Annotated in this window: 25 protein-coding genes and 1 pseudogene; 14 read left to right on the top strand and 12 right to left on the bottom strand. The window is 72.4% G+C overall.

The window, feature by feature from the left end; all coding sequences use genetic code 11:
• Positions 1-7: 7 nt before the first annotated feature.
• Complete coding sequence (locus ACFU5F_RS07285; protein WP_383883202.1) at positions 8-181, top strand: hypothetical protein; 174 nt, start codon at positions 8-10, stop codon at positions 179-181.
• On the opposite strand, the gene istB is transcribed toward ACFU5F_RS07285, so the two are convergent.
• Positions 165-1,613 (bottom strand): IS21-like element helper ATPase IstB, encoded by a 1,449-nt coding sequence (istB, locus tag ACFU5F_RS07280; RefSeq protein WP_383883199.1) that lies wholly within the window; start codon positions 1,611-1,613, stop codon positions 165-167. The genes ACFU5F_RS07285 and istB overlap by 17 nt on opposite strands.
• Before the next feature lie 150 nt (positions 1,614-1,763).
• Here istB and ACFU5F_RS07275 point away from each other — a divergent pair, with 150 nt between their 5' ends.
• Positions 1,764-3,407 carry a DNA repair helicase XPB gene (locus tag ACFU5F_RS07275; RefSeq protein WP_383883197.1) on the top strand — a complete coding sequence of 548 codons (1,644 nt, stop codon included), beginning with the start codon at positions 1,764-1,766 and terminating at the stop codon, positions 3,405-3,407.
• 190 nt (positions 3,408-3,597) lie between these two features.
• Here ACFU5F_RS07275 and ACFU5F_RS07270 read toward each other — a convergent pair whose 3' ends face one another.
• Positions 3,598-3,795: a hypothetical protein gene (locus ACFU5F_RS07270; protein WP_037722794.1), complete on the bottom strand. Its 198-nt coding sequence runs from the start codon at positions 3,793-3,795 to the stop codon at positions 3,598-3,600.
• Positions 3,796-4,149: 354 nt separating this feature from the next.
• Between ACFU5F_RS07270 and ACFU5F_RS07265 the strand changes: the two genes are divergently transcribed.
• Positions 4,150-6,210 carry a HelD family protein gene (locus ACFU5F_RS07265; protein ID WP_383883193.1) on the top strand — a complete coding sequence of 687 codons (2,061 nt, stop codon included), beginning with the start codon at positions 4,150-4,152 and terminating at the stop codon, positions 6,208-6,210.
• On the opposite strand, the gene ACFU5F_RS07260 is transcribed toward ACFU5F_RS07265, so the two are convergent.
• Entirely contained in the window at positions 6,207-6,827 is a 621-nt protein-coding gene (locus ACFU5F_RS07260; protein WP_383883190.1) for a hypothetical protein, read from the bottom strand. The genes ACFU5F_RS07265 and ACFU5F_RS07260 overlap by 4 nt on opposite strands.
• A 114-nt stretch (positions 6,828-6,941) precedes the next feature.
• Positions 6,942-8,198, bottom strand: coding sequence for a trypsin-like serine peptidase (locus tag ACFU5F_RS07255; protein WP_383883187.1), 1,257 nt, complete (start codon positions 8,196-8,198; stop codon positions 6,942-6,944).
• 377 nt (positions 8,199-8,575) lie between these two features.
• Here ACFU5F_RS07255 and ACFU5F_RS07250 point away from each other — a divergent pair, with 377 nt between their 5' ends.
• Positions 8,576-9,361: an NPP1 family protein gene (locus tag ACFU5F_RS07250; RefSeq protein WP_383883185.1), complete on the top strand. Its 786-nt coding sequence runs from the start codon at positions 8,576-8,578 to the stop codon at positions 9,359-9,361.
• Between the two features lie 19 nt (positions 9,362-9,380).
• On the opposite strand, the gene ACFU5F_RS07245 is transcribed toward ACFU5F_RS07250, so the two are convergent.
• Positions 9,381-9,908, bottom strand: a complete 528-nt coding sequence (locus ACFU5F_RS07245) for a hypothetical protein (RefSeq protein ID WP_383883182.1) — start codon at positions 9,906-9,908, stop codon at positions 9,381-9,383.
• A gap of 303 nt (positions 9,909-10,211) precedes the next feature.
• On the opposite strand from ACFU5F_RS07245, the gene ACFU5F_RS07240 reads away from it, so the two are divergent.
• Positions 10,212-11,195, top strand: a complete 984-nt coding sequence (locus tag ACFU5F_RS07240; protein ID WP_383883181.1) for a hypothetical protein — start codon at positions 10,212-10,214, stop codon at positions 11,193-11,195.
• Between the two features lie 58 nt (positions 11,196-11,253).
• On the opposite strand, the gene ACFU5F_RS07235 is transcribed toward ACFU5F_RS07240, so the two are convergent.
• The gene (locus ACFU5F_RS07235) at positions 11,254-11,943 is read right to left on the bottom strand and encodes a copper homeostasis protein CutC (protein WP_383883178.1); all 690 of its coding nucleotides are present in this window, start codon (positions 11,941-11,943) and stop codon (positions 11,254-11,256) included.
• 320 nt (positions 11,944-12,263) lie between these two features.
• On the opposite strand from ACFU5F_RS07235, the gene ACFU5F_RS07230 reads away from it, so the two are divergent.
• The 3 genes from ACFU5F_RS07230 to ACFU5F_RS07220 all read left to right on the top strand — a co-directional run bounded on the left by ACFU5F_RS07230 (position 12,264) and on the right by ACFU5F_RS07220 (position 15,518).
• A complete protein-coding gene (locus tag ACFU5F_RS07230; protein WP_383883177.1) occupies positions 12,264-12,974 on the top strand; it encodes a hypothetical protein in 711 nt (236 codons plus the stop codon).
• A gap of 199 nt (positions 12,975-13,173) precedes the next feature.
• On the top strand, positions 13,174-14,385 hold the full coding sequence (locus ACFU5F_RS07225; RefSeq protein WP_383883460.1) for a Cmx/CmrA family chloramphenicol efflux MFS transporter: 1,212 nt from the start codon (positions 13,174-13,176) through the stop codon (positions 14,383-14,385).
• A 29-nt stretch (positions 14,386-14,414) separates the two neighbouring features.
• Positions 14,415-15,518 (top strand): GNAT family N-acetyltransferase, encoded by a 1,104-nt coding sequence (locus tag ACFU5F_RS07220; RefSeq protein WP_383883458.1) that lies wholly within the window; start codon positions 14,415-14,417, stop codon positions 15,516-15,518.
• A gap of 171 nt (positions 15,519-15,689) precedes the next feature.
• Here the strand turns inward: ACFU5F_RS07220 and ACFU5F_RS07215 are convergent, their stop codons facing one another.
• A complete protein-coding gene (locus ACFU5F_RS07215; RefSeq protein WP_383883175.1) occupies positions 15,690-15,965 on the bottom strand; it encodes a DUF4031 domain-containing protein in 276 nt (91 codons plus the stop codon).
• The gene (locus ACFU5F_RS07210) at positions 15,962-16,393 is read right to left on the bottom strand and encodes a hypothetical protein (RefSeq protein WP_383883172.1); all 432 of its coding nucleotides are present in this window, start codon (positions 16,391-16,393) and stop codon (positions 15,962-15,964) included. Before ACFU5F_RS07210 ends, ACFU5F_RS07215 begins: the two co-directional genes overlap by 4 nt.
• 55 nt (positions 16,394-16,448) lie before the next feature.
• On the opposite strand from ACFU5F_RS07210, the gene ACFU5F_RS07205 reads away from it, so the two are divergent.
• The 4 genes from ACFU5F_RS07205 (at position 16,449) to ACFU5F_RS07190 (ending at position 20,326) form a co-directional block, all read left to right on the top strand.
• Positions 16,449-17,432 carry a MurR/RpiR family transcriptional regulator gene (locus ACFU5F_RS07205; RefSeq protein WP_383883169.1) on the top strand — a complete coding sequence of 328 codons (984 nt, stop codon included), beginning with the start codon at positions 16,449-16,451 and terminating at the stop codon, positions 17,430-17,432.
• A 143-nt stretch (positions 17,433-17,575) separates the two neighbouring features.
• Entirely contained in the window at positions 17,576-18,556 is a 981-nt protein-coding gene (murQ, locus tag ACFU5F_RS07200) for an N-acetylmuramic acid 6-phosphate etherase (RefSeq protein ID WP_383883167.1), read from the top strand.
• Between the two features lie 136 nt (positions 18,557-18,692).
• Positions 18,693-19,271: a hypothetical protein gene (locus ACFU5F_RS07195; RefSeq protein ID WP_383883165.1), complete on the top strand. Its 579-nt coding sequence runs from the start codon at positions 18,693-18,695 to the stop codon at positions 19,269-19,271.
• A 203-nt stretch (positions 19,272-19,474) separates the two neighbouring features.
• A complete protein-coding gene (locus ACFU5F_RS07190; RefSeq protein ID WP_383883162.1) occupies positions 19,475-20,326 on the top strand; it encodes a hypothetical protein in 852 nt (283 codons plus the stop codon).
• Between the two features lie 15 nt (positions 20,327-20,341).
• Here ACFU5F_RS07190 and ACFU5F_RS07185 read toward each other — a convergent pair whose 3' ends face one another.
• Positions 20,342-20,542: a type II toxin-antitoxin system VapB family antitoxin gene (locus ACFU5F_RS07185; protein WP_383883160.1), complete on the bottom strand. Its 201-nt coding sequence runs from the start codon at positions 20,540-20,542 to the stop codon at positions 20,342-20,344.
• Positions 20,543-20,587: 45 nt separating this feature from the next.
• Complete coding sequence (locus ACFU5F_RS07180) at positions 20,588-21,271, bottom strand: hypothetical protein (RefSeq protein WP_383883157.1); 684 nt, start codon at positions 21,269-21,271, stop codon at positions 20,588-20,590.
• A gap of 320 nt (positions 21,272-21,591) precedes the next feature.
• Between ACFU5F_RS07180 and ACFU5F_RS07175 the strand changes: the two are divergent.
• Positions 21,592-21,744, top strand: a pseudogene (locus tag ACFU5F_RS07175) (DUF397 domain-containing protein); the annotation flags it as partial.
• On the opposite strand, the gene ACFU5F_RS07170 reads toward ACFU5F_RS07175, so the two are convergent.
• Positions 21,741-22,331 carry a hypothetical protein gene (locus ACFU5F_RS07170; RefSeq protein ID WP_383883155.1) on the bottom strand — a complete coding sequence of 197 codons (591 nt, stop codon included), beginning with the start codon at positions 22,329-22,331 and terminating at the stop codon, positions 21,741-21,743. The pseudogene ACFU5F_RS07175 and the gene ACFU5F_RS07170 overlap by 4 nt on opposite strands.
• Before the next feature lie 406 nt (positions 22,332-22,737).
• Between ACFU5F_RS07170 and ACFU5F_RS07165 the strand changes: the two genes are divergently transcribed.
• Positions 22,738-23,625 (top strand): hypothetical protein, encoded by an 888-nt coding sequence (locus ACFU5F_RS07165; protein ID WP_383883152.1) that lies wholly within the window; start codon positions 22,738-22,740, stop codon positions 23,623-23,625.
• Positions 23,626-23,640: 15 nt separating this feature from the next.
• On the opposite strand, the gene ACFU5F_RS07160 is transcribed toward ACFU5F_RS07165, so the two are convergent.
• The gene (locus tag ACFU5F_RS07160; protein ID WP_383883149.1) at positions 23,641-24,762 is read right to left on the bottom strand and encodes an NADH:flavin oxidoreductase; all 1,122 of its coding nucleotides are present in this window, start codon (positions 24,760-24,762) and stop codon (positions 23,641-23,643) included.
• Positions 24,763-24,935 lie beyond the last annotated feature (173 nt).

Below are 24,935 nucleotides of genomic sequence, written 5' to 3'. Positions count from 1 at the left end.
CGTACGCATGCGCCCCCTTGTCACGCTCGTCTCCGCCCTGGCCGCCGTCGCCCTGGTGGGTGTGCTCGCCTCCCCGGCCGCGGCCAACCCGCCCCTGCCCCTCCCCGAACTCGGCACGCTGGTGGGTGAGGGCATCGGCGTGGAGGGGCCTTTGATCCAGAACGTCAGCCTGCTGAGGTAGTGCGGCCGACCCGGTAGCTGTCCCCTTCGAGGCGGACGATCTCGGCGTGGTGCGCGAGGCGGTCGACCGTCGCGGGGGCTGCGCCACCGAGGATCTCCTCCCAGCGGCCGAGGGGCCGGTCGCTGGTCACGACGAGCGAGGCGCGCTCGTAGCGGTGCGCGATCAGCTGGAAGACCAGCCGGGCGGTGTCCGTGTCGAAGGGCAGGTAGCCGACCTCGTCGACGATCAGCAGGGGGCAGGCGTCGAGTCCGGACAGTTCCTCCGCGAGCCTGCCCTCGGCCCGTGCCCCGGCCAGCCGCGCGGCCCATTCGGTGGCGGTCGCGAACAGCACCCGGTGCCCGGCCTGGCAGGCCCGCACGCCGAGCCCGATCGCCAGGTGCGTCTTACCGGTGCCGGGGGCGCCGACGAACACCACGTTCCGTCCTGCGGCCATGAAGTCCAGCGTCCCGAGCCGGGTCAGCACCCGCCGGTCGAAGGAGGACGGGTGGCTCGTGTCGAAGTCCTCCAGCAGCTTGCGCGCCGGGAAGCCGGCCGCCCGCACCCGCCCCTCGACGCCGGCGTCGGCGTCGGCCAGGGGTGAGGTGCGCCGGGTCTCGTACGGCGCGATGCGGGCCCCGCCCCGGGTGAACCGGGTCCCCTGGGCGGAGACCCGGCCGTCGTGGGTCAGGTGGTTCTCGTACGAGGTGGCCTGGGCCGGGATCGGCAGCGTCGCCCGCCGGGGGGCGGAGGCGGCCGGGCCCTTCGGCAGCTCCGGTCCCGCCGAACCCGGGGGCTCCCCCGGGTCCCGGACCTCCATGGGCTCCGCCGGCACGCGCGGGCCCGGGACGAACGGCTTCGTGGTGTCGGACGGGCCGGGGTGGGAGCAGCCGTGGCCCTTGTCCTCGCGCAGCATCGGCCCCGACATGTACGCCAGGAGCACCGCCGAGGCGATGAAGGCCATGTGGATCACCGTGCCCCACAGCAGCGCGTGGTGCGAGGTGTGGTGGACGTCCACGAACATCTGGAGCAGATGGACGGAGGAGATGCCCACGATGGCGGTGGCGAGCTTGACCTTCAGCACGTTGGAGTTGACGTGCGAGAGCCATTCCGGCTGGTCACGGTGGCCCTGGAGGCCGATGCGGGAGACGAAGGTCTCGTAGCCGCCGACGATCGTCATGATCAGCAGGTTGGCGATCATGACGACGTCGACCAGCTTGAGCACCGCGAGCATCACATAGGTCTCGGTGGCGCTGCCGCCCACGCACCTGACGATTAACGTCCACAGCTCGTTGAAGAACTTGTAGACGTACACCCCCTGCGCCGCGACCAGACCGAAGTACAGGGGTGCCTGGAGCCAGCGGGTGGCGAACAGGGCGTAGCCGAGCGTGGTGCCCTGCGGAGAGACGGACGGGGTGACCGGGTCTGCGGGGGTAGTTGGCTGCACGGTTCGCATTCTTCGGAATCAATGCCGCAAATCTGAATTCCTGCCACTCATCGGAATGAATAGACATGTAATAAGACCGGGGCCTGGAGGGGCGGGCGCCGCGAAAATCCTTGTTGATCAGGCACACTGGACGTTTGGCCGAATCGAAAGGTGCCGCGTGTGAATGGTCCCCTCATCGTCCAGTCCGACAAGACGCTGCTCCTGGAGGTCGACCACGAGCAGGCGGACGAGTGCCGTCGGGCCATCGCGCCGTTCGCCGAGCTGGAGCGGGCGCCCGAGCACATCCACACCTACCGGGTGACCCCGCTCGGCCTGTGGAACGCGCGGGCCGCCGGGCACGACGCCGAGCAGGTCGTCGACGCGCTGGTGCAGTACAGCCGCTACCCGGTGCCGCACGCGCTCCTCGTGGACGTCGCCGAGACGATGGACCGCTACGGCCGCCTCACCCTCTCCAAGCACCCGGTGCACGGCCTCGTCCTCACCACCACGGACCGCCCGGTGCTGGAGGAGATCCTGCGGTCCAGGCGGATCACTCCGCTCGTCGGCGCCCGGATCGACCCGGACACCGTCGCCGTGCACCCCTCCGAGCGCGGGCAGATCAAGCAGACGCTGCTGAAGCTGGGCTGGCCCGCCGAGGACCTCGCCGGATACGTGGACGGCGAGGCCCACCCGATCGAGCTGGCCGAGGACGGCTGGGCGCTGCGCCCCTACCAGAAGCAGGCCGTGGAGAACTTCTGGCACGGCGGCAGCGGGGTCGTCGTCCTGCCCTGCGGCGCCGGGAAGACGCTGGTCGGTGCCGGGTCCATGGCCCAGGCCAAGTCGACCACCCTCATCCTCGTCACGAACACCGTCTCCGCCCGCCAGTGGAAGCACGAGCTGATCAAGCGGACGTCGCTGACCGAGGAGGAGATCGGCGAGTACAGCGGGACGCGCAAGGAGATCCGGCCGGTCACCATCGCCACCTACCAGGTGCTGACGACCCGCAGGAAGGGCGTCTACCCGCACCTGGAGCTGTTCGACTCCCGTGACTGGGGGCTCATCGTCTACGACGAGGTGCATCTCCTTCCCGCTCCGGTCTTCAAGTTCACCGCCGATCTGCAGGCACGCCGGCGGCTGGGGCTGACGGCGACCCTCGTCCGGGAGGACGGGCGGGAGTCGGACGTGTTCTCCCTCATCGGGCCCAAGCGGTTCGACGCTCCCTGGAAGGAGATCGAGGCGCAGGGCTACATCGCGCCCGCCGACTGCGTCGAGGTCCGGGTGAACCTGACCGATTCCGAGCGGCTGGCCTACGCCACCGCCGAGCAGGAGGAGAAGTACCGCTTCTGCTCCACCACCGCGACCAAGCGGAAGGTGGCCGAGGCGATCGTCCGCCGCTTCGCGGGGCAGCAGATCCTCGTCATCGGCCAGTACATCGACCAGCTCGACGAGCTGGGCGCCCATCTGGACGCGCCGGTGATCAAGGGCGAGACCAGCAACGCCCAGCGCGAGAAGCTGTTCGACGCGTTCCGGCAGGGCGAGATCAACGTGCTCGTGGTGTCGAAGGTCGCGAACTTCTCCATCGACCTCCCGGAGGCCACGGTGGCCATCCAGGTCTCCGGCACCTTCGGCTCCCGGCAGGAGGAGGCCCAGCGTCTCGGCCGCGTCCTGCGCCCCAAGGCGGACGGTCACCAGGCGCACTTCTACTCGGTGGTCGCCCGGGACACCATCGACCAGGACTTCGCCGCCCACCGGCAGCGCTTCCTCGCCGAACAGGGGTACGCCTACCGGATCATGGACGCGGACGAGCTGCTGACGGACGGCTGACGGCGGGACGGCAGAAGGCGCGGCGGCTGAGAGCGGGGCGGCCGGTACCGCCGGACCGCCGAGGACCGGGGCCGCCTTGAGTGCGGGCAGCGGGGGGCCGGGTCGTCGGACGGCGTGCGCAGAGGTGACCGCCCCGTGCCTGGCGCGGGGCTCGGCGGAATGGGCGGGGTACGCGGGGTGAGGCGGGGCCTCACCGACGGCGTATGCCCGCCTCCTCCGCGTACTCACCGAGCACGATCACGCCGAAGGCGGCGCTCGCGAAGACCTTGACGGCGCGCAGGGCGTCGGCGAGGCGGTGACGGTTGTGGTGGTCGTCGAGGCCGGTCGCGCCGGACGGCGGACCGGGTCGGCCGGAGGCCGAGGCGGGGATGAACGTCGCTGCACTCATGTCTCCATGGTGGAACGTCCGCCTGTGGATCGCGTCGGTCTGCGGAGTGAACCCGCTGAGTCCCCGGCTCACTCTCAGGTCTGGGCCACCCCTCGTACCCGCGACGTACGCACCCCCTAGGGGTACGGCGAGGAAACCCGTTGGCCCTGACCCCCGCCCCTCACCTACACTCTCCGCTCTTGCCCGCCTCCCTTCCGTGGAGCGCCGTCGCCCGGACGGAAACCGGTCGGCCACCACCCCAGGCAGAAGACCGCCGTCAGGCACCGCGTCAGGCATCGCCCTCAGGCCTCGCCCTCGGACGCACCACCGTGACAGCGGCACCCCCAGGTCCCGTAGGCCCCCGGAGGCATCCCCTTGTCCGCGCACCCCACCGCCGACCCCACCCACCCGGCCGACCCCCTCTCCCGAGAGCGCTCGCACCTTGCCGCCTCCCGATCCGCTCTGCGCGCCATGCGGGAGGACGTGGAGGCGCTGGACATCAAGGACGTCACCGCGAACTGGGTGAACGCGGAGGTGCTGGCCCGCCAGATCGAGGAGCGGATCAAGTCGCTGGCCGACCTGAGCCACACCCCGCTCTTCTTCGGCCGCCTCGACTACCTCCACGCCCCCGGCGCCGACCGCGCCGAGGGAGCGGACGGGGAGCGGTTCTACATCGGGCGCCGGCATGTGCACGACGCGGACGGCGACCCGATGGTGATCGACTGGCGCGCCCCCGTCTCACAGCCGTTCTACCGGGCCTCCAGGACCGATCCGCTGGACGTCGCACTGCGGCGCCGCTTCGGTTACACCGGCGGAGACCTCACCGCCTACGAGGACGAGCACCTCTCCGACCCCGCCGAGGCGGCCACCACCAGCAAGCTGCTGCAGCAGGAGATCGAGCGGCCGCGCGTCGGCCCGATGCGGGACATCGTGGCGACGATCCAGCCGGAGCAGGACGAGATCGTCCGGTCCGACCTCGCCGGTTCCCTCTGCGTCCAGGGCGGCCCCGGCACCGGAAAGACCGCCGTCGGCCTGCACCGTGTCGCCTACCTCCTCTACGCCCACCGCGAGCGCCTCGCCCGCACCGGCACCCTCGTCATCGGGCCGAACCGCTCCTTCCTCCACTACATCGAGCAGGTCCTCCCCGCGCTGGGCGAGCTGGAGGTCAAGCAGGCCACCGTCGACGACCTCGTCTCCCACGTCGAGGTGCGGGGCACCGACGAGGCAGCGGCCGCCGTCGTCAAGGGCGACGCCCGCATGGCCGAGGTGCTCCGGCGGGCCGTCCGCTCGCACGTCACCCTGCCCACCGAGCCCGTGATGGTCGTCCGGGGTTCGCGTCGCTGGCGCGTACCGGCGTACGAACTGGAGGACATCGTGCGGGAGTTGCTGGAGCGGGACATCCGCTACGGGGCCGCCCGCGAGGCCCTGCCGCAGCGGATCGCGCACGCCGTGCTGGTGCAGATGGAGCGGGCCGGGGAGGCGCCCGACGACCGGGTGCAGGACGCGGTGGCCCGTAACACCGCCGTGAAGGCGGCGGTCAAGGCGGTGTGGCCGCCCGTCGAGCCCGCCAGGCTCGTCCTGCGGCTGCTCTCCGACGCGGACTTCCTCGCCACGCACGCGGACGGGATCCTCACGGACGACGAGCAGAAGACGATCCTGTGGGCGAAGCCGGCGCGGAGCGTGAAGGCGGCCCGGTGGTCCGCCGCCGACGCCGTGCTCGTCGACGAGGCCACCGACCTGGTGCAGCGCACGCACTCCCTCGGGCATGTCGTCCTCGACGAGGCGCAGGACCTCTCCCCCATGCAGTACCGGGCGGTGGGGCGCCGCTGCACCACCGGGTCCGCGACCGTCCTCGGCGACCTCGCGCAGGGCACGACCCCTTGGGCGACGCGCAGTTGGGAGGAGGCCCTGACGCACCTGGGCAAGGCGGAAGCGCATGTGGAGGAGCTGACGGCCGGTTTCCGGGTGCCGACCGACGTGATCACGTACGCCTCCCGGCTCCTCCCGCACATCGCGCCCGGGCTGACGCCGGTGGCGTCGGTCCGTGAGAACCCGGGCTTCTTCGACGTCCGGCCGAGTGCGGACGACTCCCAGGTCGTCGCCGCCTGCGAGGAGTTGCTCCGCAACGAGGGCTCGACCGGGCTGATCGCCGCCGACGCCCGGGTCCCCGCGCTCGCCGAGGCGCTCACGGCCGCCGGGATCGGCTATCTGGCGCCGGGCGAGGAGACGACGTACGAGACCCGGCTCACCCTGGTCCCTGCCTCGCTCGCCAAGGGTCTTGAGTACGACTACGTCGTCCTGGACGAACCCCGGGCGGTCGTGGACGGCGAACCGGACGAGCGCACGGGCCTGCGCCGCCTGTACGTGGCGCTCACGCGAGCGGTGTCGGGCCTGATCGTGACGCACGCGGCCCCGCTGCCGGAGCAGCTCGGCTAGCCGGCGTCCCGCCCGTCCCGTTGATCCCGTCCGTCCCCGGCGTCCCATCGGGCCCGGTCGTCCGGGCTGTGCGGGGAGGCGAAGCGGAAGGGGATCGAGAGGCGGTCGGCCAGGTCCCGGCCGCAGCGGTCGGCGGCGACGGCCGACGGGTGGCCGGTGACCCGGCCGTCACCCTCACCGCTCTTCCCTCGCTCCCCTCGCTCCCCTCGCTCCCCTCGCTTCCTGAGGTACCGCTCGGCCGTGCTCCGGTAGAGGGTGGCCAACCGGTGCTCGCCCCGCGGATCGGTGGTGAGGGCGAGCAGGTCCACGAACCAGTCGTGGACCGTGTCGCCGTCCCAGACCGCCTCGATCGCGGTGACGCGGCCGGGACAGCCGGCGGCGAGGGCGGCCAGGGAGTCCGGATCGAGGGGGCTGTCCGGGGTGCGGGCGACGCGGTCGCCGTGGTGGCCGTAGCGGTCGTGGACGACGCGCTGGGCCTCGGTGAGGCCGAGGCCCTGGGCCCGGCCCGCGGCGTGGACGACGCGGATCGCCTGGAAGCCGGCGTCCTGGAGGACGTATCCGTCGACCTGTGCGCGGATGCCGGCGGGGAGCCGTTCCCACCACTCGGACGTGTTCATGCCGTCGAATGTACGTGGGCGCGGGGTGCTGGGTGCGGGTACGCGCGCGGCGGCCCCCGGTGACCGAGGTCAGCGGGGGCCGTGGTCAGGGGGCGGCCGTGGTGTGCGTGCGGCCTACTTGAACTTGTTGCTGGTCGCCAGGTAGACCTGCTTGGCGTTCTTCCCCAGGCGTGGGCCGGTGATGAACGAGGAGCGGTCGCTCAGAGAGTTGTTGGAGACCAGGTAGGTGCGGCCCTTGTGGGTCATGAACCAGGGGCCGCCGGAGGCACCGCCGTTCATGGTGCAGCCGACCATGTACTGGGCCGGGTAGTCGCTCGGGTAGCTGTAGCCGAGGACGAAGCGCTTGGTGGCGCCCTGGCAGTGGTACATCTTCGCGCCGTCGTACGGGGCCTCGGCCGGGTAGCCGCGGACCTTCATGTTCTTGACCTTGTTGGCGGCGGGGGCGTTGAACCACACCGGCAGGGCCGAACCCACGCGCTCCTCCAGGGACTTGGCGCCCTTCTCCGGCTTCATGTGCAGCACGGCGTAGTCGTACGCGGCGGCCACGGTGCCCTGGCTGGCGGCGCCGCCCTTGATCCAGGTGCCGGAGGTGGTGGCCCAGTCGGCCCAGGCGAGGCCGTACGGGGAGACGTTGGTGGCCCGGTAGTCCCGGGACGCCTGGTTGATGTCCAGCCGGCCGGTGTCGTTGAAGGAGGGGACGAAGGCGATGTTGCGGTACCAGCCGCCGCCCTTGCCCGCGTGCACGCAGTGCCCGGCGGTCCACACGAGGTTGGACTTGCCGGGGTGGGCGGGGTCCTTCACGACCGCGGCGGAGCAGACGCTCGACCCCTGGGGCGTGGTGAAGAACAGCTTGCCGACCGGGGCGGCGTTCTTGTGGTAGGTCGCCTTGACCTTGGCGGCCTGCTGCCTCTTGACCTTGCCGTCGGGCAGCCAGACCTGGGTGGTCTTGTTCGAACCGGTGGCGGTGTTGCCCGCCTCGGCGATCGCCGGGAGGTCGGGGAGGTTCTCCTCGGCCTCGGCGATGCGCTCGGGCGTCCAGAAGTCCTCGATGTACGGGTTGGCGAAGTCCTCGGCCCTGGAGGCCCAGTCGTCCCCGAAGTCCTGCCAGCCACCGTCCTTCCACTTCCGCAGCGCGTCACCGGTGAGGTCGGTGGGCACGCCCTCGGGCAGCTTGAAGCCGCCGACGGTCGTGTCGCCGCCGCTCTCGTTCTCGCCGGTGTCGATGCCGTCGCCCGCGTCCGCCTGCGCGGTCGTCGGGCCGGAGTCCTTGGCCCCGCCCTCGTCGGTCGTGCTGCAGGCGGTGGTGGTGACCATGATCGCGGCGATCACGGCGGCCGCGGCCGTGAGACCGCGGCGGCGTATGAATGGCATGGAAGCCCGTCCCCGTGTGATGAAACTTGTCATGCCCTGGCTTAGGCAGGGCGGAGACCACTATGCCCGCGGACGGTGCCGGAACGATCTCCGAGCCCGTCCGCAGGGCGACTTCGCACACAACAACTACGAGGCGGATATCTGTCCGTGATGTACCACCACGCGGCGGCTTCCGGCGCGCGGATCGCGACGCACGGGTAACGCACAGGATCCGCACACTGATTGAGTTTTCATCACTCCGACACCGCCTGCCTCTTGCGCACTACCCGCGAGTACGGCGAATCTGACCTGCGCATGCCACTTCGTCGCACGTCGGCATGTCCCCACCCCGGCTCCCGGCCGTTCACCCCCGCGCCGCGGTCCATCAGGAGGTCGCAGTGAAGACAGGTTCACGCACGCGTGCCGCACGTCGATTCCGCAGATCCGCCGTCACCCTCGGCGCCACCGTCGCGCTGGTCGTCGGTGTGGCGGGCAGCGCGCACGCGGCGCCGCCCGGCGCGCTGCCCGCCAACGCCGAGGCGCTGGAGAAGACGTGGCAGCCCGCGTACGACTACGACACGGACGGCTGCTACTCGACCCCCGCGATCGGCCCCACGGGCACGGTCAACGGAGGCCTCAAGCCGTCCGGTTCGCTCAGCGGGAGCTGCCGGGACGCGTCCGACCTGGACAACACCAACGGCTACTCGCGCTACAAGTGCAACAACGGCTGGTGCGCGATCATGTACGACCTCTACTTCGAGAAGGACCAGGCGGTCGCGGGCAGCGGTATCGGCGGTCACCGGCACGACTGGGAGCATGTCGTCGTCTGGGTGCAGAACGGCGCGGCCCAGTACGTCTCGACCTCCAACCACGGCGGCTTCACGGTGCACGCCGCGTCGTCGGTGCGCTGGGACGGCACGCACGCGAAGATCGTCTACCACAAGGACGGCATCCGGACGCACTGCTTCCGCCTCGCCGGATCGAACGACGAGCCGCCGGAGAACCACAAGGGCACCTGGCAGTACCCCCCGCTCGTCGGCTGGAACGGCTACCCGTCCGGCGTCCGCGACACCCTGGTCGCGTACGACTTCGGCAGCGCCAACTTCGGCCTCAAGGACGGCAGTTTCGCCTCCAACCTCAGCAAGGCGAAGCCGTCGGGGATCACGTTCGACCCGAACGCGTAGCGGACAGCGGGTCGGGGCCCTACAGCACCAGCGCGAGGAACCCGACCCCGTAGGCGGCCACGAACAGGGGCGGCACCCCCTGTTCGAGGCGGGTCAGGGGCATGTATCTGCGCCAGTCCTCGCCCTCCCCCAGCTCCGCCCACTCGGCGCGGGAGTAGGCGTACGCGGGCAGCCGGCTCTCGAAGGCGCCGATCACCGCCCACTTCGCCGCGTTCAGCTGGCGGTAGGAGCGGACCATCAGGTACCACGCCGCGCACTGCCCGACGAGGATCAGCAGACCGGCGAGGAGCAGCCACGCGGACACCCGGCCCGGACGCGGACCGAGGCCCGCGACCATGGCCGTGGCGATCGCGCTGTTGAGGGAGAGGAAGAAGGTGTTGGCGGCGCCCCGCCGCGCGCTGACCCGGTCGGCCGTCTCGACGCAGAGCTTGTACTGCTCGAAGAGCATGCTCAGATACGGGGCGTTGGCAGGCGAGTACCCGGCGGGAACCGTGTAACTGCCGGGCTCCGCGTCCGAGTTCCACAGGGACTGGTTGAGGTCGGCCACCGGATCATCATGGCCGCCGGGGAGCGGGCGGGGGCGAGGGCGGCCGGTAGGTGCCACGAAAGAGCGAATCCGGGCCGGTATTGCCGGTCAACCGTGATCGTTCGATTGCGGGCGGCCACGGCCTCCGGTCTGGTGGCCTCCATGCCAGATCACCCCGGTCCGCCCGTCCCGCCCCCCGGACTCCCGCTTCCCGGGCCTCCGCCTCCCGGTCTCCCTCCGCCCGCCCTTCCGCCTCCCGCACTTCCACCCCTCGGTGCACCCCGTCGGCGCCAGCGTCCGCTGCTCGGCTGCGGGTTACGGGTCGTGGGGCTGGCCGGAACGCTCTGCGGTGGGCTGCTCGTGATCCTGGCGGCGAACCGGCTGCACACCGTCTTCGTTCCCGTCGCCGACGAGTCCGTGCCGCGCAACGTCCTGATCGTCCTCGGGATCGGGCTCTGGGGCGCGGTGTCGCTGACCGTGGGCCTGCGCATGCGGCGTCAGGGCCGGCGTCACCACGTCCGCGTGGTCCGCACGCTCGACGAGGCCAGGAGCGAGCCGTACGTCCTCTATCTGCGCCCCTTCGCGGAGGACGTCACCGGCAAGGCGATGCGGCACGCGTTCAGCCGCTGGACGGGGACGGGCGGCGCGCTGGTGAGCGGCAGTTCGCTCACCCTGGAGGAAGGGGTGTGCCGGACCTTCCGTGGTTTCGGACGCCCCCTCGCCGTGGGAGAGCCCGACGAGGCGCTCCCGCTGCCCGGCTCGCGCCGCCTCTACCTCCCCCTCCAGGACTGGCAGCCCACGGTCACCTCACTGATCACGGACGCCCGCCTCGTCCTCCTCGTGGCCGGCACCAGCGAGGGCACCCTGTGGGAACTGACCGAGGTGATGCGCCTGCGCCGCCCCGAGTCGGTGCTCGTGCTGCTCTACGGCGACCGCGAGGGCACGGACCTGCGGCAGGAGTACGACCACTTCCGGCTCGCCGCCGAGTACGAACTGATCGAGCGGGAGGCGGAGTTGCGTGAGGTGCACGGCCCCGCGTGGCAGCCTCCCACCTTCCCTCCCCTCCCCGGTTTCCAGGACCCGGGCAGACTGAAGTGGGTCCCGCTCATGCAGGCCGTCATCCGCTTCGGCGCCGACTGGACCCCCGAGATCGTGCTCATCGACCCCACGGCGGTCAGCGCCTGGACGCACGAGGGACGCCTGCGCAAGATGACCCGCGGCCAGCTCGTCCCGCTGCTGGCCCGGTTGCGGGAGGACCTCGGCGACCCGGAGTACGGCAGGGCCGCGCTGCCCTCGCACGGGCGGTGACCGGCGACTCCGGCCACCGGCCACCGGCCGCGGACGACCGCCCGTCACGGCGGGGCGGTCACGCGTCCAGGGCCGTACGCCACTCTCGTACGGCGTCGGCGGCGACCGGGGTGGTCCAGCCCTCCGGGCGGGCCGCTCCTCCGATGTGGAAGGCGTCCACGCGGGCGGCGCGCAGGCGCGGGACGTGGTCGAGACGCAGGCCCCCGCCGATCATCAGGCGCTGGGTGTAACCGGGGTCGCCGCGCCGCGCGGCCTCGGCCAGCAACACCGGGAGCCCGTCGTCGACCCCGTCCACCGAGCCCGCCGTCAGGTACGTGTCCAGCCCCGGCAGGTCCGCGAGCTGCTTGCGCAGGGCCTCCCGGTCGGCGGCACGGTCGATCGCCCGGTGGAACGTCCACGCCCGCCCGTCCAGCTCGGCGACCACCCGCTCCACCGCGTCCAGATCGGGCCCGCCGTCCTCGCCCAGGAACCCGAGCACGAACTCCTCCGCCCCGGCCGCGCGCAGATCGCACGCCACCCGCACCAGCGCGTCCACGCGTCCCGCCGCGAACCCGTCGGCGAGCCGCAGCATGACCCGTACCGGGATGTCGACGGCGGCCCGCACCTCCACGAACGTCGCGACCGCCGGGGTGAGTCCGTCGGCCCGCATGTCCGCGACCAGCTCCAACCGGTCGGCACCTCCGGTCTGGGCGGCGACGGCGTCCTCGGCGTCGAGGGCGATCACCTCCAGAAGCGCGCGCGTGGTCATGGGGCCCCTTCCCTCGGGCATCGGCTTCACGTGACGGCAACAGGTCTAGTCCAACAGGTCTAGTCCAATTTACCAAGAAGTGGAAGCGAAGGACGAGTCCGTCACGTCCGCCACCCGGACGAGCGCCCGGCCCACACGGTCGAGGACCGAGGCGCGACCTCAACCTCACCGAATCCGCCGCGACCTTCCACCCCGAAGCGGCGGGCCAGGAGAAGGGCTGCGCGGCGAAGTCCCTCGCCACCTGGGGCTGATCCCCGGGTACTCATGGCCGGGCTCACCCTGAGACCCGGCCAGGGCCACGGCCACGGCACAATGCGTCCATGTCCGACCCCGAGAAGCCCGAGACGCCCGCGAAGCCCGAGACACGCAAGGCCCTCGACGCCCGCCGCGACGCCCTCCGCCACCGCTGGCTCCCCGCGCTGCTCGCCGCCCGGGACGGGGCCCCCGGTCCCGCGCCGACGCCGTACGCCGACAACCTGATCGAACGGTGGGCGGAACCCCAGCGGAAGTACCACACCCTTGATCACCTCACGGCGGTACTGGACCGGGTCGAGGTGCTGGAGGAGTACGCGGCGGACCCGGATCTCGTGCGGCTGGCGACCTGGTTCCACGACGCCGTGTACCTGCCCGACCGGTCGGAGAACGAGGAGCGGTCGGCCCGGCTCGCCGAGCGGGCACTGACCGAGGCCGGGGTGCCGGCGGAGAAGGTGGCGGAGGTCGCCCGGCTGGTGCGGCTGACGATCACCCACGATCCGGCCGACGACGACACCAACGGTCAGGTGCTGTGCGACGCGGATCTGGCGATCCTGGCGTCGCCGCCGGACGCGTACGCCGCCTACGCCGCCGCCGTGCGGGAGGAGTACGGGTTCGTGCCGGACGAGACCTTCCGGGAGGGCCGGGCGGCGGTGCTGCGCCAGCTGCTCGACCTGCCCCGGCTGTTCAGGACGCCGTACGGGGAACGGGAGTGGGAGGGCCCGGCGCGGGAGAACCTGCGCACCGAACTGGCGGGACTGACGGCTCCGGCCGGATAGCGGCCGCGGACCCGGCCGGAGCGGCCGAGCAGGAGGCACGCGGGCCCGGCGGCCGGCCGGCCAGGAAGCATGCGGACCCAGCGGTCGGCCGGGCGGGGAGGCCTCCGGGGCACCCGGGGGAATGCGGCCCGTCGACCGTCGGTTGCCCATGTATATGTCCTCTTCCGCCACCGCTCCGGACCCCTCCGCCCGCTTCCGCATACCTCTCTCCGTCTACGTCCTCGGCCTCGCCGTCTTCGCGCTCGGCACCAGTGAGTTCATGCTCTCGGGGCTGCTGCCGCCCATCGCCGAGGACATGCACGTCTCCATTCCCCGGGCGGGGCTGCTGATCTCGGCCTTCGCGATCGGGATGGTGGTCGGGGCGCCGCTGCTGGCGGTCGCGACCCTGCGTCTGCCCCGGCGTACGACTCTCGTCGCGCTGATCACGATCTTCGGTTTCGGGCAGGTCGCGGGCGCCCTCGCCCCGAACTACGGCGTCCTCTTCGCCTCCCGGGTGGTGAGCGCGCTCGCCTGTGCGGGGTTCTGGGCGGTCGGCGCGGCCGTGGCCGTGGCGATGGTGCCGGTGAACGCGCGGGCGCGGGCGCTGGCCATCATGATCGGCGGCTTGTCGATCGCGAACGTGCTCGGGGTTCCGGCGGGGGCGTTCCTCGGGGAGCACTTCGGGTGGCGTTCGGCGTTCTGGGCGGTGGCGGTGGCCTCGGCGGTCGCGCTCGTCGGGGTCGTGACCCTGGTTCCGGCCATTCCCCGGCCCGAGGAGCTGCCCCGGCTGGGGCAGGAGGTCCGGATCTACCGCGACCGCCAGGTCTGGCTGACCATCGCCGTCGTGGCGCTCGCCGCCGGGGGTGTCTTCTGCGCGTTCAGCTATCTCGCGCCGCTGCTCACGGACGTGGCGGGACTGGACGCCGGATGGGTGCCGACGGTTCTCGCGCTGTTCGGGATCGGTGCGCTGATCGGCACGGCGATCGGGGGCCGGGTCGCGGACGCTCACCTCTTCGGGGTGCTGATCAGCGGCATCACCGCCTCCACCGTCTTCCTCGTCGCCCTGGCCCTCCTCGCCCAGTACGCCGTGGCCGCCGTCCTGATCTCCTTCCTCCTCGGGGTGTCCTGCTTCTACACCGCCCCGGCGCTCAACGCCCGGCTGTTCAACGTCGCCGGCGCCGCCCCCACCCTGGCGGGCGCCACCACCACGGCCGCGTTCAACCTCGGCAACACCGGCGGCCCCTGGGTCGGCGGGGTGGTCATCGACGCGGGCTTCGGCTTCGCCTCCACGGCCTGGGCGGGCGGCGCCATCACGGCGGCCGCGATCGGCACCACCGCCGTGTCCCTGCGCCTGCACCGGCGTACGCGGGCCTCCCGGCTCGTGGCCGGGAGCGGTGACAGCGCCGTAAATCCGGTACGTACGGACGTCTGACCCCGCCTATCCTCGCCGCCATGCGACCAATGGGTGGGGAACAGGTACAGGAAGCGGTCGAACACTGTCTGGCGGTGCTGGGGACGGTGGTCGACCGGGACTGGGAGGGCGTCAAGGCCGGCCGGCTGGAGTGGAGCTGCCGGGGGACGGCCGACCACATCGCGACGGACCTGATCGAGTACGCGGGGCAGTTGGCGGGGCGGCCGACGACGCGTTGGGTGCCGTTCGAGATGGACATGTCGGACTGCGAGGGGAACGCCGACGTGCTGGAGGTGATCCGGACGATGGGCGCTCTGCTGTCCGCCACCGTCACCGCCACTCCCCGCTCGGTCCGCGCCTTCCACCCGTACCCGTTCCGCGCGGCCGACCGGGAGGGCTTCGCGGCGATGGGGGTCGCCGAGGTGCTGCTGCACACCCACGACATCGCGGAGGGGCTCGGGCTGCCCGCGTCCGCGCACGTGCCGCCCGTCGGGCTGTGCGAGTCCGTGCTCGCGCGCCTCTTCCCGCACGTCAGGCCCGGTGACGACCCCTGGGCGACCCTGTTGTGGGCCACCGGCCGGGGTGAGCTGCCGGGGCGCGCGCCCGTCACACACTGGCAGTGGAGCAATCCGCTGCACATCGACGCCGGGCGGATCGTCCTCCAGGGCGTCCACCCGGCCGCCGCGTCCGATCTCGCCGAGGGCGGCACCGGGGGCTTCGAGTGGATCGTGGGCGGGCCCATCGACGGGACGCGGGTCGGGGCGGGGCTGGCGTTCCAGGGGTACGAGGCGGGGGTGCACCGGCCCGAGTGGGGCATGTTCGTGCTCGTGCGCAAGGAGGACGGGCTGGCCGTCGGCGCGCTCGGCTACCACGGCGCACCGGACGAGGAGGGCCGCGTCGAGGTCGGCTACGACCTGGTCGAGGGGGCGCGCGGCCGCGGCTACATGACCGAGGCCCTGCGCGGACTGGTCGGCTGGGCGCGGGAACGGGCCCGGGAGCGGGGGGACGTGAAGTCGCTGTTCGCGGTCGTCGAGAAGACCAACACGGCGTCCCAGGGCGTCGTCTCCCGGGCCGGCTTCGAGAAGGTCAGCGACGACTGGGGGGACGGCGAGCACGGGACGCAGTGCGCGTACGAACTCCGTTTCGGCACCTGACGCCCGTGCGGGCCCGACTCGCACGGACCCACCTCGCACGGGCCTGACGCGCAGGGGCCGGGACCGCACGGGCGGGACCGCACAAGCCGGGGTCGCACGGGCCGGGACCACACGGGCCTGACGCGCACCGGCCTGACGCGCACCGGCCGGGCTCGCACCGGCCGGGTCCGCTCAGGCCCTCGTGGCTCCCCGTCGCTTCGGCCGGCGCAGTCCCGCCTCCGTCAGCCTGCGCAGCAGTTCCTTCGAACCCACCTGCACGGCCCCCGCCCGCACGACCTCCTCGTAGCGGTGGGACGGGATGTCGTAGTGGTCGCGTTCGAAGGCGCGCTCGGGGATGTCCAACCGCCGTGCGAAGGCGTGCAGTTCGTCGAAGGACGCGTCGCTCACGAGGTGGGACCACATGCGCCCGTGCCCCGGCCAGGTGGGCGGATCGATGTAGAGGCTCACGAGGAAGACCCCCTCTCGAACCCCTCTCCGGGCCCCTCCCCGAACTCCCCTCCGAACGCCGCCCCCAGCGCCCCCACCGCCGCGACCCGCACCCCCGCCTGGTGGCACACCCACCGCGGATCGGGTCCCAGCTCCGGTTCCACGTCGAGCGCGTGCGGGTCGCCGTCGTCGCAGACCGGGCAGAGGGGCCAGCGGCCGTACCGTTCGAGCAGGGCGTCCTGGACGTCCTGGGCGACGAGCCCGGCGACGTACGGCACGCCGTCCGGCCACTGCTCGACCCACCAGCGGCGCTGGACGACCGATTCCTCGACCATGGAGACGACATCGGCCTCGGCGACCCTCCCGGCCGCCAGGTCGGCGAGCACGAGGGCGCGGGCCGCGTGCAGCGCCTGCTCAAGGGGGCTCACGGGGTCACTGCTGGGGCTCATGCATCCATTGTGCGGCCCTTGACCACAGGGCCGGACAGAAAATATCTTTCATTATGTGAGTGATGACGTGAAGGAAATTTTCGCAGCCGCGGCGGGACAGGCCGCGGGCCGCCCCGCCGAGGGGCGGAGCGGCTCCGCGACCACGTCGTCCACGCCGCCCGCCCCCGCCGCCCTCGCGGCGAAGGTGCGGACGCTGGCCCCGTCCATGACCCGTTCCATGCAGCGCGTCGCGGAGGCCGTCGCGAACGACCCGGCGGCCTGCGCCGCCCTCACGGTCACCGGCCTCGCCGAGCTGACCGGCACCAGCGAGGCGACGGTCGTCCGCACGGCCCGCCTCCTCGGCTACCCCGGCTACCGTGACCTGCGCCTCGCCCTCGCCGGACTCGCCGCCCACCAGCAGTCGGGCCGCGCTCCCTCGGTCACGGCCGACATCGCGGTCGACGACCCGCTGTCCGACGTGGTCGCCAAGCTCGCGTACGACGAGCAGCAGACCCTCGCGGACACGGCGGCCGGCCTCGACATGGCTCAGCTCGGCGCGGCGGTCGGAGCGCTCGCCGGGGCCCGCCGCATAGACATCTACGGCGTCGGGGCGTCCGGGCTGGTCGCCCAGGACCTCACCCAGAAGCTGCTCCGCATAGGACTGATAGCCCACGCGCACAGCGACCCGCACCTCGCCGTCACCAACGCCGTGCAGCTCCGCGCGAAGGACGTGGCCGTGGCGATCACCCACTCCGGCTCGACGGGCGACGTCATCGAGCCGCTGCGGGTCGCCTTCGACCACGGGGCCACGACGATCGCGGTCACCGGGCGGCCGGACGGACCGGTCTCCCAGTACGCCGACCACGTCCTGACGACGTCCACGGCCCGGGAGAGCGAGCTGAGACCAGCGGCGATGTCGTCCCGGACGAGTCAGCTGCTGGTGGTGGACTGCCTGTTCGTCGGGGTGGCGCAACGGACGTACGAGTCGGCGGCGCCCGCGCTGTCGGCGTCGTACGAGGCGTTGGCGCACCGGCACCGCACCGGGGGCCCGTCGCGGTAGGGAGCCCGGCGACGAGCGTCCCGCCCGGCCCTCCAGGCCCTCACCACGCACCAGCACCGTCCACGCACCCGGCACTCACGCACCGCAGCCCCCGTCACCCGCGCAGCACCGCCGTACCACCGCCCCGTACGGAATGAGCCGCCATGCCCCCCACCCCTCCTCCCGCCTCCTCCGACACCACCGCCGACGCCGCCTTCCCCAACCGCCTCGCCGTGCGCGCCGAGTTGGAGTCGCTGACGACCGAGGCGTTCCGGCCGGAGCTGGCCGACATCGACCAGCTGCCGACGCTCGACATCGCCAAGCTGATGAACGCCGAGGACGCGACCGTGCCGACGGCGGTCGCCGCGCAGCTGCCGCTGATCGCGGCGGCCATCGACGCGATCGCGGAGCGGATGGCGCGGGGCGGCCGGCTCGTCTACGCGGGGGCGGGTACGGCCGGGCGGCTGGGTGTCCTCGACGCGTCCGAGTGCCCGCCGACGTTCAACACCGCGCCCTCGCAGGTCGTGGGCCTGATCGCGGGCGGCCGGGAGGCCATGGTCACTTCGATCGAGGGGGCGGAGGACTCGGCGGAGCTGGCCCGGACCGACCTCGACGCGCTCGGGCTGACGCCCGACGACACGGTGGTCGGGGTCTCCGCCTCCGGCCGCACGCCGTACGCGGTCGGCGCGGTGCGGCACGCGCGCGCGGCCGGCGCGCTCACGATCGGTCTGTCCTGCAACGCGGCCAGCGTGCTCGCCGCGGCGGCCGACCACGGCATCGAGATCGTCGCCGGGCCCGAGCTGGTCACCGGCTCGACCCGCCTCAAGGCGGGCACGGCCCAGAAGCTGGTCCTCAACATGCTCTCGACGATCACCATGATCCGCCTGGGCAAGACCTACGGGAACCTCATGGTCGACGTCCGCGCCACCAACGACAAGCTCCGCGCCCGCTCGCACCGCATCGTCGCCCTCGCCACGGGCGCGACGGACGCCGAGATCGAGACGGCCCTGACCGCCACGAACGGCCAGGTCAAACACGCCATCCTCACCATCCTGAGCGGCGTGGACGCGACCACCGCGGCCCGCCTGCTGACGGAGACCGGAGGACACCTGCGAGCGGCCCTGGCAGCGGCGACGACGAGCTGACCCCCCACGGCCACCGACACCAGGCCCGGCACAGCCCGGCCCCGGACTGTGTTGTCAGTGGGGTGTGGCACGGTGGTGGGGATCGTTGTTGTCCCGCATGCCCCCTGCCCACTCCCGCCAGGGAAGGACCGAGCCCGTGAACCACGCCCAGCTCACCGCCCTCGGCCGCGCCCTGCGCCTCCTCGGCGAGCACGGCGACGCGCTGAACGCCGACACACCGGACGCCAAGCTGCACGAGGTGAAGGACGACATCAAGCGCGCCCTGGAGCTGCTGGACGAGACGGTCACGGCGGCCAAGCCGACGACGCGCTGCGCCGAGCATCCGAACGGCCCGGTCGACGAGGAGGCCCCCGACCTCTGTCTTCTCTGCGAGACCCGCCGCCGCGCAGCCCGCCGCACCCAGCTGAACGACAGCTACGGCCCTCCCCGCCCCGCCGGCCCCACCGCCCAGGCCCCCTCGCGCTACGGCGTACGGGACGACCGCCCCGAACCCCAGCAGCGCTGGCTCCCCGAGGCGTGGAACGGCCAGGTCTGGCAGCTCTGCGGCACCCCCCGCCGCGACCGCCGCGAGGCCGAGCTGTTTCTCGCCGCCCAGCGCCGGGGCCCCCGCCCCGCCGTCGCGTACCGCCTGGTCCAGGAGTTCACGGACTACGACGTGACCCGTATCTGGGGCGAGCCGGTCCGGATGGACATCGAGCCGATGGGGAACGTCTGAGCGGGAATCCGGCGGGAGGGTGTCGAGCGTGCTGATCACCGGCCGCCGCCCGGTATCCGCTGATCGGACCAACGGCCGCTCCGACACCGGGCCGCGTCCCCTCGGGTCTGGCAGAGTCGACGGGGGTCCTGGGGCCGTGGCCGACGGCGCCCGGCCTCAGTGACCTGGGGAGATGCCATGGGCGCAGCGGCAGACGGCCCTCGATGAGCCAGCCCGGACAGGCCCGACAGCACGCCGAGGGCGCCGGCCCGTTCACGACACGGCTCACCTGGCAGCCGCCCGGCGGCGGAACCGCGGTCTGGGAGTCCCGGCTCGCCCGGCGCCGCGGGCTCATCACCGTCCACCCGACCGACGCGGCCGCCCCTCACCACGCCCGCGCCGACGACACCTCCGTCGCCCGGCTGCGCAGGCTCAACGCGATCGCCGCCACCGTCTTCGTCCTCGGCGGAGCGCTGTTCGCCGCGGGCGCCGCCGTCGCCCAGTTCGGCTCGGGCGACGCCACCACCGCCGCGTCGATCTACTTCGCCGGCGGTCTGTGCTTCAACACCGGCGGCTATGTGTCCCTGCTCCAGGTGATCAACGCGCCTCGCCATGTGCCGGGCGGCGAAGGTGCCCTGGTCACCCGGCGCTGGCGCTGGTGGAGCTACGAGCCGGGTCGGGCCGACTGGCTGAGCACGTTCGTCCTGTTCGCCGGCACCCTGGTCTTCGGCGTCAACCTGCTCGACTCCTTCCTCCAGGGCCTGAGCGTGCAGCAGGTCAACCGTCTGATCTGGACGCCCGACATGATCGGCTGCGTGCTCTTCCTGATCTCCGGGCACCTCGCCCTGGTGGAGATCTGCCACGGCCGGCCGCGCCTGCTGCCGCACGACCTCGGCTGGTGGATCGTCGCCGTGAACCAGCTCGGCTCGGTCCTCTTCATGGTCTCGGCGTTCGCCGCCTACACCCGCCCGGCCACCGGCAGCCTGATCAACGCCGACATCGCCAACTGGGGCACCCTCACCGGCGCCCTCTGCTTCTCCGTCGGCGGCATCCTCCAGTACCTGGAACGCCCGTAGCCGCCGGCACCGCGGTCAGCCCTGGGGCTCCTGCGGCTTGATGTCGACCTCGCGCAGGCCCTGCTCCGTGAGCCCGGCGCGGGCCTCGGTGCGGTGCCCCCGGGCGATGTAGTCCCGCACGACCGCCTCGACGGCGTCCTGCGGCGATCCGACCCCCGCCAGGACCATCACCTCCACCACCAGTTCGGCATCGAGACTGATGTTGACCTTGGCCACGAGCTGCCCCCTTCGTCGACCTCGGAGACTAACAGCCGCCCGGGACTAACCGACCCCGGCCGGCAGCGTCGTCACGGAGGACACCCGCAGGCGTACGGGGAGGGCGCCCGTGTCCAGGTTGGCCGCCAGTTCCTCGGCCTCCTGCGGGGTGAAGTCCCCGGAGATCTCGGCCGCACCGCCGGTGATCGCGCTGCTCACGGCGGGGGCGGAGACGACCACACCGTCGAGGACGATGGCGAACTGGTTCTGCGGCGACGTCTGCCGGGCCAGCCTGCCCGTGACGTCGGCGAACTTCTTCGCGCCCGCCGAGGTGAACTCCAGCGTCACGAACCAGCCGCCCCCGCGTGCCGCGTCGACGTCCGCCGCCGCGTCGGACACATCCGTACCGGGCACGGCCACGGGGCCGAGTTCGTACGTGGACAGGACGTCCTGCTGCTCCCCGCACGCGGTGAGCGGCTGCGACGGGGAGGCGTCCACGTCCGCCCGGCACCGGCCCTTGTCCTCCGTCGGCGTCTGGTCCAGCACCGGCCGGAACGCCAGCTCGGCCGGCGCGCCCAGTGCCTTCAGCGACTCCTGGCTCTCGGCCGGACCGGCCACCGTGATCTGCCGCCGCTCCTCGACCGTCACCTCGACATCCGTCAGCTTGGCGGCCTTCACCCGCTCCCGCATCAGCCCTGCCGCCCGGTCCAACGCCTCCGCGGCGACGGGCTCGGCGGACGTGAACGTCACGTACGCCCGGCCCCCGCCCGAGGAACCCGAGGGGGAGCCCGGGGCCGTGGTGCGCGGCCGGTCCGACCCCGCCTTCGCGTCGCCCCCCGGGCCGCCGCCCGGGCCGCCGCACCCGCACACCAACCCCACCAGACACACCAGCCCGAGCATCCCTCGCCGCACAGCCGTCCCCCCGCCCTCGATCCATGACCGTCCAGCCTGGCACGCCCGCGCCACAAAGGGGACAGCTTCCCTCCAAGTGTCACCAAGCGCTCAACACGGCAGTCTTCCCTCGCCGTTGACCTGCAGCACCGGGGGCCGCAGCACTCGCCCACTGGCACAAGTCGAGCTACAGCGGCGGCAACTGCCTCGAAGTCGCCGAAGGCCACCCCATCCACATCCCCGTGCGGGACTCGAAGGCACCCCTCGGCCCGGCGCTCGTGTTCCGGGCCGAGGCGTGGTCCGCGTTCGTCGACGGCCTGAAGCGGCACTAGCCGAACGGGTTGCCGTGGCCCGGCAGCCGGCCGCCCGACGGCAGATACCGCAGGCGCCCGGCCCGGTCGGTCACCGGCGTGAACCCGGCGGCCTCCAGCCGGGCGGTGTACCTGACGTTGCGGCGACGGGTCGCGGCGAGCCCCAGGCAGGCCAGCCCCATGAGTACGACCCAGCTACCGACGCCGACACCGACAGCAACGCCGACAGCAACGCCCTTGAACAGGTATCCGATGCCGAAGGCCAGCCCGGTGAGACCGATACCGGCGAGGCCCAACCGCTCCTTGTCCGTGTGCTGATGGCCGAGGTCGAACATCATGCGGGCCCTGAGAAGTTCGATCTCCTCGGGCACGACGGGCGGCAACGGACCCCCGTTCCGTGCGTCGGGATACCGCGCCCGGTTCCGCTCGGCACGCTCCCGGCCCTCGGGGCTCGGGTCGGGCATGAGGCGCAGCGCCATCTTGTTGTCGCCGGTGACGTTCAGGTCCCCGTACGCGTACCCGAACTGCTCGGCAAGGAAGGCGAGTCGGGTGAGCCCTTTCATCGTCGACATGCCGAAGGCGAGCCGTACGGGTTCACCGCTCTCCATCTTCCGCAACATCTTCCGCGCGCGTCTCGTACCCACCAGGACCCCCGTCCGTCACCAACGCCTACCGCATCAACACCTACTGCTCGAACAGAATTTCACTGATGCCTCCTGCCGCGGCCCCCGAAGCTCAAGCCGTCAGCCCCGAGCCCTCTTTTCAAGGAACGGGAGGTGGGCCTCAACCCACCCTCCCACCCGGCAAGTTGACGGCATGCGGTCGACTTGCAACGCAACGTGACGTTGCTGATACGGTGCCCGCAGACGAAACAGCCCCCGCCAGGTGTTACCAGCACCTGCGGGGGCTTGACCTACAAGATCGAAGGAAGAATTCGATCCCATGGCTGTTGCCAACTTTAGTGCTGCCGTCCCGCCCGCGCACGCGGACCCTCACCCTCCGCATCGCCATCCCATGGCCGCACCGGGCTACGGCAAACGTGCCGCCCCTGATCAACTTCCGCGCACCCCACACGACTTCGCAGACCTCCTCCCCCGCGAAGCAGCGATCGCCGCGTACCTCGACCGCCTCCCCGACGGCGCCGACATCAGCGTGAAGACGCTGGCCAAGGAGCTGCCGTACGGCCAGTGCGCCCTGCGGACCGCCCTCAACAGGCTGCAGGAGGCGGGGCACTTGCGCCGGGGGCGCGAACATCTGACCGCCGCGTCGGGCACCTCGCACTGGATCACCCGAACGTGGTTCTCCCGTACCGCGCGCGACGACACCTGGTGGGCGAGCTTCACCCGGGGTGGCGTACCGGAGGAGTCGTACAAGCCGCCGCCGACCCGCTCCCGCGCCCACATCCTCCTCGCGGCCCTGGGCCGGGAGACCCCCGCGCTCTCCCTCTCCCAAGCCGACTGCGCGGAACTGGCTCCGCTCCTGGCACCGTGGTTCGAGCGCGGCGCCACCGAGGAGCGCATCCACCGGGCCCTCACGGCGGGCCTCCCCACCCCCGTCCACAGCCCGGCGGCCCTCATCCGCACCCGCCTCCGCGACAAGCTCCCCCCGGAGCCGGAACCGCGGCGGGCCCCGGAGCGGTCGCCGTCCCGCCCTCCCCTGCGCATGCTGGAATGCGCCCACTGCCGCGCCCCGGGCCGCCCGGAGGCCCTGCCGGGCGGCGTCTGCGGCCCGTGCCGGGGCGAACGCACTCCGGCCCGCCGCCCCGACGCGCTCGTGTCCTCGTCGACCGTCCACACCCGCGCGGCGGAGATCCGCGCGGCGATGGACCGGCGACGACAGGAGCAGGAGGCAGGGCAGGGGCAGCAGGGACGGCCGGAGCAGCAGGAGAGGGCACCCGTGTGACAGCCCCGGGGAAGCTCAGCTGAGCGAGGTCAGCGCCGCCGGCTGGAACGGCTTCAGTTCACCGAAGCGGCCGTCGAGGACCTTCGCGGCCCACTGCGGGTCCTGGAGGAGCGCGCGGCCCACGGCGACGAGGTCGAACTCCTCGGCCTCCAGGCTGTTCAGCAGGTCGTCGATCCCCTTCGTGGTCGCCCCCTCACCGGCGAACGCGGTGAGGAACTCGCCGTCCAGGCCGACCGAGCCGACCGTGATGGCGGGCTTGCCGGTGAGCTTCTTCGTCCAGCCCGCGAGGTTCAGCTCGGAGCCCTCGAACTCCGCCTGCCAGTAGCGGCGCGTGGACGCGTGGAACGCGTCGACCCCGGCCGCCACGAGCGGGCTGAGCAGCGCCTCCAGCTCCTCGGGCGTGTGCGCGAGGCGCGCGTCGTACCCGTCCTGCTTCCACTGCGAGTAGCGGAAGATGACGGGGAAGTCGGCCGACACGGAGTCCCGCACGGCCGCCACGACCTCCGCCGCGAACTTCGTCCGGGCGACGAGGTCACCGCCGTAGGCGTCCGTACGGCGGTTGGTGCGCTCCCAGAGGAACTGGTCGATCAGGTAGCCGTGGGCGCCGTGCAGCTCCACCCCGTCCATGCCGATGCGCTCGGCCTCGGCGGCGGACTTGGCGAACGCCTCGACGACCTCGTCGATGTCGGCCTGCGTCATGGCCCGGCCGCCCTCGGCCTCGGTGCCGTCGACCCGCAGACCGGACGGACCGAGGACCGGCGCGTCGGGGAACAGCTGTCCCTGCCGCCGGACGGCCCCGATGTGCCACAGCTGCGGGACGATCGTGCCGCCCCCGGCGTGCACCGCCTCCGCGACCTTCGCCCACCCCGCGAGCTGCTCCGCACCGGCGAACCTCGGCACGTTGTCCAGGTCCCCGGCGGTCTCGTGCCCGACGTAGGTCCCCTCGGTCACGATCAGACCGACGCCCGCGGCGGCCCGCCGCCCGTAGTACGCGGCCACGTCAGGCCCCGGCACACCGCCGGGCGAGAACGTGCGCGTCATGGGCGCCATGGCGATCCGGTTCGGAACGGTCAGACCGTTGATCGTGACGGGCCGGGACAGCACCTCGGCGGCGCGGGAGGTGGATGCGGTGGTCACGTGAGGGCTCCTCGGGACGAACGGATGGAACAGCGGGCGGCTCCGCATTACATGCGCATGCATATAGCCACTCTCCGGACAACCGCCCCGCCCGCCCCGGCATTCCGCCGCCGAGCCCGCGTCCGATGTGACCCCGGACACGCCCGAGGGCGGCACCCCCTGTCTCCAGGGGG

The sequence above is a fragment of the Streptomyces sp. NPDC057438 genome (assembly GCF_042802995.1).
Classification (GTDB): Bacteria; Actinomycetota; Actinomycetes; order Streptomycetales; family Streptomycetaceae; genus Streptomyces.
The sequence above is the reverse complement of the archived record's forward strand: the minus strand, read 5'-3'. Positions and strand labels throughout refer to the sequence as shown.